At 74.4% G+C, this 6,003-nt stretch carries 5 protein-coding genes; 2 read left to right on the top strand and 3 right to left on the bottom strand.

Annotation, left to right across the window (positions count from 1 at the left end; translation table 11 throughout):
- Nucleotides 1-79: 79 nt before the first annotated feature.
- Together ACFW1I_RS37695 and ACFW1I_RS37690 are read right to left on the bottom strand one after the other, a co-directional pair.
- Nucleotides 80-1,639 carry an MFS transporter gene (locus tag ACFW1I_RS37695; protein WP_384678535.1) on the bottom strand — a complete coding sequence of 520 codons (1,560 nt, stop codon included), beginning with the start codon at nucleotides 1,637-1,639 and terminating at the stop codon, nucleotides 80-82.
- Entirely contained in the window at nucleotides 1,636-2,187 is a 552-nt protein-coding gene (locus tag ACFW1I_RS37690; protein WP_384678533.1) for a TetR/AcrR family transcriptional regulator, read from the bottom strand. The genes ACFW1I_RS37695 and ACFW1I_RS37690 overlap by 4 nt, the downstream gene beginning before the upstream one ends.
- An 85-nt stretch (nucleotides 2,188-2,272) precedes the next feature.
- Here ACFW1I_RS37690 and ACFW1I_RS37685 point away from each other — a divergent pair, with 85 nt between their 5' ends.
- Nucleotides 2,273-2,782: an HAD domain-containing protein gene (locus ACFW1I_RS37685; RefSeq protein ID WP_384678531.1), complete on the top strand. Its 510-nt coding sequence runs from the start codon at nucleotides 2,273-2,275 to the stop codon at nucleotides 2,780-2,782.
- A gap of 66 nt (nucleotides 2,783-2,848) precedes the next feature.
- Here the strand turns inward: ACFW1I_RS37685 and argH are convergent, their stop codons facing one another.
- Nucleotides 2,849-4,279: an argininosuccinate lyase gene (gene argH, locus ACFW1I_RS37680; protein WP_384678529.1), complete on the bottom strand. Its 1,431-nt coding sequence runs from the start codon at nucleotides 4,277-4,279 to the stop codon at nucleotides 2,849-2,851.
- A gap of 136 nt (nucleotides 4,280-4,415) precedes the next feature.
- Here argH and ACFW1I_RS37675 point away from each other — a divergent pair.
- The coding region (locus tag ACFW1I_RS37675; protein ID WP_384678527.1) for a HEAT repeat domain-containing protein at nucleotides 4,416-6,003 on the top strand (1,588 nt) is incomplete at its 3' end.

The raw sequence follows: 6,003 nt of genomic DNA, 5'->3' as shown, positions 1-6,003 counted from the left end.
GGGGGGGGGGGGGGGGGGGTGGGTGCGGCCCCCCCCTTAACTTGCGGGGCGCTCCCTCGTGCGTGGGGGGGCGGGTTTGTCAGTGCTCGACGCCGTCCGCGAGCTTCTGGTCCCTGAGGAGGAACCAGGCGGCCGCGGCGGTCGCGAGGAGGACGGCCGCGCCGACGCCGGCGGCGATCCGCAGGCCGTCGACGAAGGCGTCCTGGGCGGCCGCGACCAGTGCGCCGGCCCGGGCCGGGTCGAGCGCCCCGGACGCCTCGACGGCGCCGCCGAGGGAGTCGTGGGCGGCCGCGGCGACGTCCGAGGGGACGCCGGCCGGGGTGGTGAACCCGCGGTAGACGCCGGTCACGATGGAGCCGAGGACGGCGATGCCGAGGGCGGCGCCGAGCTCGTACGCGGTCTCGGAGACGGCGGACGCGGATCCGGCCTGGTCCTTGGGGACGCTGGAGAGGATCACGTCGGCGGTGACGGTGAAGGCGAGTCCGGCGCCGACGCCGACGACGAGCAGGGTCGCGCCGAGGAACGGGTAGCCGGTGGACCGGCCGATGACGGTCAGGACCGCGAGGGCGAGACCGATGGCGGCGAGGCCGCCGGCGACGACCGAGCGGACCGAGTAGCGGCGGGCGACCCGGCCGGCGAGCAGACCGGCGGTCACCGAGCCGATGGCGGCGGGCAGTTCGGCGAGGCCGGCCTCCAGCGGCGAGCGGCCCTGGACCAGCTGGAAGAACTGGGACAGGAAGAACACCAGGCCGGCGAGGCCGAGGATGGTCAGCAGGTCGGCGAGGACGGCGCCGGAGAAGCCGCGGTTGCGGAACAGGCGCATGTCCAGGAGCGGGGCCGGCAGGGTGAGCTGGCGGCGGACGAACCAGGTGAGGCCGCCGGCGCCGGCGAGCGCGGCGACGGCCACGTCGAGGGTGGGGCCGTGCGAGGCCAGTTCCTTGACCGCGTAGACGACGCCGATCATGCCGACGAGGGAGAGGGCGACGCTGGGGAGGTCCCACGGGCCCGGGTCCGGGTTCTTCGACTCGGGGATCAGCTTGACGCCGATGACCACCAGGACGGCCATGACGGGCAGGTTGATGAGGAAGACCGAGCCCCACCAGAAGTGCTCCAGGAGGAAGCCTCCGACGACCGGGCCGACGGCGGCGCCGGCCGAGGCCATGGCGCCCCAGATGCCGATGGCGAGGCTGCGCTCGCGCGGGTCGTGGAAGAGGTTCCGGATGAGGGCCAGGGTGGACGGCATCAGGGTCGCGCCGGCGACGCCGAGCAGGGCGCGGGCGGCGATCATCATCTCGGGGCTGGACGCGTAGGCGTTCAGGACCGAGACGGCGCCGAAGGCGGCGGCGCCGACGAGGAGCAGCTTCTTGCGGCCGATGCGGTCGCCGAGGCTGCCCATGGAGACGAGCAGGCCGGCGATGACGAAGGAGTAGACGTCGCCGATCCAGAGCAGCTGGGTGCCGGTCGGCTTCAGGTCCTCGGAGAGGAACGGGGTCGCCAGGCCGAGCACGGTGGCGTCCACGGCCACCAGCAGCACGGCCAGGACGAGCGCGGCGAGGGCGAGCCACCGGCCGGGTCGGCGGACGCCCTCGGTATGGCTTTCCTCGTTGCCCTTGTCGTAGCGGACGGTTTCGGTGGTCACTTCTCCACGCTCCTGCGCGCTCCGCCGAGCAGCAGCTCGGCGATCATGTAAGAAAAGTCGTTGGCGGCGACCCGCCCGTCGGCGACGGCCCAGGCTCCGGAGCCGATCAGCCCGTAGAACGCCTCGCACAGCCAGGCGGGGCTCAGGTCGATCCGGAAGGCGCCCTCCTCCTGGCCGCGCCGGAAGAGGCCGACGAGCCGGGCGTCGAGCCGGGACCAGCCCTCGTTCTGCCCGTCCCCCTCGAACAGCTGGTTCTCGGTGACGAGGAAGGCGAGCAGCGGGGCGGCGGGCTGGGAGGCGGCGACGAGTCTGCGGACCGCCTCGTCGGCGGGCCCCTCCTCGATCCGGGCCGTGTCGAGCGCGGCCTCGGCCTCCTCGATGCACATCTGCTCCAGCGCCCGCACGAGCGCGTCACGGCCGGCGAAGTGCCGGTGCAGCGTGGCCCGCCCGATGCCGGCGGCCCGGGCGACCTCGTCCATGGTGGCGGTCGCCTTGCGGGAGAGCAGGGCGGCGGCGGAACGGAGCACCTGGGTGCGGTCGACTGACATGAGACGACCATACACCGAGTGAGACATCTTTGTCTCACGTGAAATTCTGATGCCTCACCGAGGGGCGGGGCGGAATGCTGGGGGCATGACGAAGCCGCTGCTGCTGATCGACGTGGACGGACCGCTCAACCCCTACGCGGCGCAGCGCGAGCGCCGGCCGGAGGGGTACACGACCCATCGGATGCGGCCCTCCGGCTGGTCCGAGACCAGGCCGCTGCGGGTGTGGCTGAACCCGGGGCACGGGGCGGAGCTGCTCGCGCTGGCGGAAGCGTACGAGCTGGTGTGGGCGACGACGTGGAAGGGCGAGGCCAACGAGTGGATCGGGCCCCACCTGGGGCTGCCCGAGCTGCCGTTCATCGACTGGCCGCAGATGCACGGGGCCGCCCCGCGCGGGACGTTCTGGAAGACCCGGTACGTCCTGGAGTACGCGCGGGGGCGGCCGTTCGCGTGGGTGGACGACGACATCACGCCGCACGACCACGCGTACGTGGAGCGCGAACACGGCACCGCCGCCCTGCTGCTGCACGTCGACCCCCGGCTGGGACTGCTCCGGCCGGACTTCGACAGGCTCGCGGACTGGGCGGCGGCGCTGTGACACTGTGGCGCTTTTGCGTTGTGGCGCCGTGACGCCGTGACGTTGTGGCGCCGTGACGCCTCGGGGCTACTTCTGCTTGGCGGTGGCCCAGGCGTGCTGGACGACCAGGTCGGCCTTGACCTCGATCAGCTGGGTGGCCACGGCGGAGGGGGCCGTGCCGCCCCGGCCGTTGCGGGAGGCGAGGGCGCCGGGGACGTTGAGGACCGTGCGGACCTCGGGGGTGAGGTGCTCGGAGATCTTCGCGAACTGCTCGTCCGTCAGCCCGTCCAGTTCCTTTCCCTCGGACTCGGCGACCTTGACGCACTCGCCGGCCACCTCGTGGGCGACCCGGAACGGCACGCCCTGCTTGACCAGCCACTCGGCGATGTCGGTGGCGAGCGAGAAGCCGGCCGGGGCCAGCTCCTCCATGCGCTCCCGGTTGACGGTGAGCGTGGCCATCATGCCGGTGAAGGCGGGCAGCAGGACCTCCAGCTGGTCGCAGGAGTCGAAGACCGGCTCCTTGTCCTCCTGGAGGTCGCGGTTGTAGGCGAGCGGCAGGGCCTTGAGGGTGGCCATCAGGCCGGACAGGTTGCCGATGAGCCGGCCGGACTTGCCCCGGGCCAGCTCCGCGATGTCCGGGTTCTTCTTCTGCGGCATGATCGACGAGCCGGTGGAGAAGGCGTCGTGGAGGGTCACGAAGGAGAACTCCTTCGTGTTCCAGATGATGATCTCCTCGGCGATCCGCGAGAGGTTGACGCCGATCATCGCGGTGATGAAGGCGAACTCGGCGACGAAGTCGCGGGAGGCCGTGCCGTCGATCGAGTTGCCGGCCGAGCCGCGCTCGAAGCCGAGGTCCTTGGCGACCGCCTCCGGGTCGAGCCCGAGGGAGGAGCCGGCGAGGGCGCCGGAGCCGTACGGGGAGACCGCGGTCCGGGTGTCCCACTGGCGCAGCCGCTCGGCGTCCCGGGAGAGGGACTGCACGTGGGCCAGGACGTGGTGGGCGAAGAGCACCGGCTGGGCGTGCTGGAGGTGGGTGCGACCGGGCATGGCGACGTCCGGGTGCGCCTCGGCGAGGCCGACGAGCGCGTCCTGGAGGTCGGCGATCAGCCCGCCGATGATCCGGGCGTGGTCGCGCAGGTACATCCGGAAGAGGGTGGCGACCTGGTCGTTCCGGGACCGGCCGGCCCGCAGCTTGCCGCCGAGCTCGGCGCCGAGCCGCTCCAGGAGGCCGCGCTCCAGGGCGGTGTGGACGTCCTCGTCGGCGATGGTGCCGACGAAGGAGCCGTCGGCGACGTCCGCCTCCAGCCGGTCGAGACCGGCCAGCATCCGGGTCAGCTCGTCCTCGGTGAGCAGACCCGCCTTGTGGAGCACGCGCGCGTGGGCGCGGGATCCGGCGATGTCGTAGGGCGCGAGGCGCCAGTCGAAGTGGACCGAGGCGGAGAGCTTCGCGAGGGCCTCGGCCGGACCGTCGGCGAAGCGTCCGCCCCAGAGCCGGACGTCACCGTTGTTGCTGCTCACTTCTGGTTGCTCCTCGCCTCGTTGCCGAAACCCTTGATGCATGAGTATGCAGAACTCCGCATGATTCGTCAATCGAGGGGTGTCGGGACGGAAAACCGCAGGTCGGGGTGGCGGGACCGGGGATAGGGTCCGCCGCATGACGAGCGAACGCCTGCTGGGCCCCACGCACCACCTTCGCCGGGGAGAACGGCTTCTGCACGGCAAGGACACGGCCACGGCGGTGGGCGCCGGGCGGGCCGAGGACTGGGTGGCGCTCGACTCCGACGTCTTCTACGGGACCATGGACCGCGTCGCCGGATGGCGGGGCACGTCGACCTTCCTGCTCGGCGCCCACTGGTTCGACAGCCGCGAGGTCGCGGACTGGGACACCGCCCCGTACTGGGTCGAGGAGGCCGGCGCGCCGTCCTGGGGGCGACCGCCGACGCCGTCCGAGCTCGCGCTGTGCCTGTGCCACGCCGACCCGCGGGTCCGGGCGGCGGCCCTGGACGCGGCCGGCCCGGCGGCGCCGCTGCCGCTGCTGCTCCTGCGCTGCGCGGACGGCGACGAGCCGGTACGCGACCGCGCCCGGGCCGCCTTCGCCCGGGCCCTCGACACCGCCGGCGACGACACCGTGCGGTCCCTCGCCGCGCTCGCGCTGCGCCTCGGCGGGCGGCGGCACGGCCGCTGGGGGCGGGACGCCGTGCTCGCGCGGACCGGCGGAGTCGCGGAGGACGCGGTGCGGGAACTGCGGGCCGGGCAGGGCTGGGAGCACGAGGAGGCCCGGAGGGCCGGGATACGGGCCGGGGCGGCGGCCGGGGTGCTGGACGAGCGGGAGCTGTACGGGATCGCGCTGACCGCCCGGGACCCGGGCGAGCGGCTCGAAGGGCTCCGCGCGGCGCTCGGCATCCGGCGGGACGCGACGGCGGGGAAACGGTTCCTCGGGTTCCTGGAGGTGTGCGAGGGCTCCGAGGTGCGCGTCCTCGCGCTCCGGTACGCCCTGGACGCGGGCCTGCTCTCCCCCGACGACCTGGCCGGGCTCGCCCTCGGCCACCAGGACCGGCACGTCCGGCGGCTCGCCGCGCGCGTGCTGTCCGACCTGCCGGGTGGCGCGGCCGTCCTCGGCGCGCTGTCCGGCGCCGCCGACGGCGTGGTGCGGGGCATGGCTGTGGCCGCGCTGCGGGCCGGCGGACGGGCCGACGCCCTCGTGCCGCACCTGACGGACCCCTCCCCCTGGGTGCGCGGACTCGCCCGCCGCGGCCTGCGGGAGGCCAGCGGCGATCCGCACGCGCGCCTGCGCGCGCTCTGCGCGGACCCGGCGGCCGTCACGCCCGCGGCGGTCAGCGGGCTCGCGGAGGAACGCGACGCCGGGGACGCCCCGCGGCTGCGGGCGCTCCTCCGGCACCCCGACGGCGCCGTGCGGGCCCGGGCGCTCGGCGGGCTGCGGCTGCTCGGCGCCCTGGAGGACGCCGGGCTGCCGCCGTACGCCGACGATCCCGACCCCCGCGTCGGGGCCGTCGTGCTGCGCGCGCTGCGGGACGACCCCGACGCCCTGCGCGGGCTGCTCCGGCACCGGCACGCGCGCGTGCGGGCCCGGGCGCTGGTCCTCCTCTCGCACCGCCACGGGCTCGGCTGGGACGAGGCGCTGCCGCACTTCGCCGACCCGGAGCCGGAGGTCGCGCGGGCGGCGCGCCGCGCCCGCGCGGTCGCGTATACACAACTCCCTGCCCACGCTACACGCAGCGATA

This window comes from Streptomyces sp. NPDC058955 (genome assembly GCF_042741435.1).
Lineage (GTDB): Bacteria > Actinomycetota > Actinomycetes > Streptomycetales > Streptomycetaceae > Streptomyces.
The sequence above is the reverse complement of the archived record's forward strand: the minus strand, read 5'-3'. Positions and strand labels throughout refer to the sequence as shown.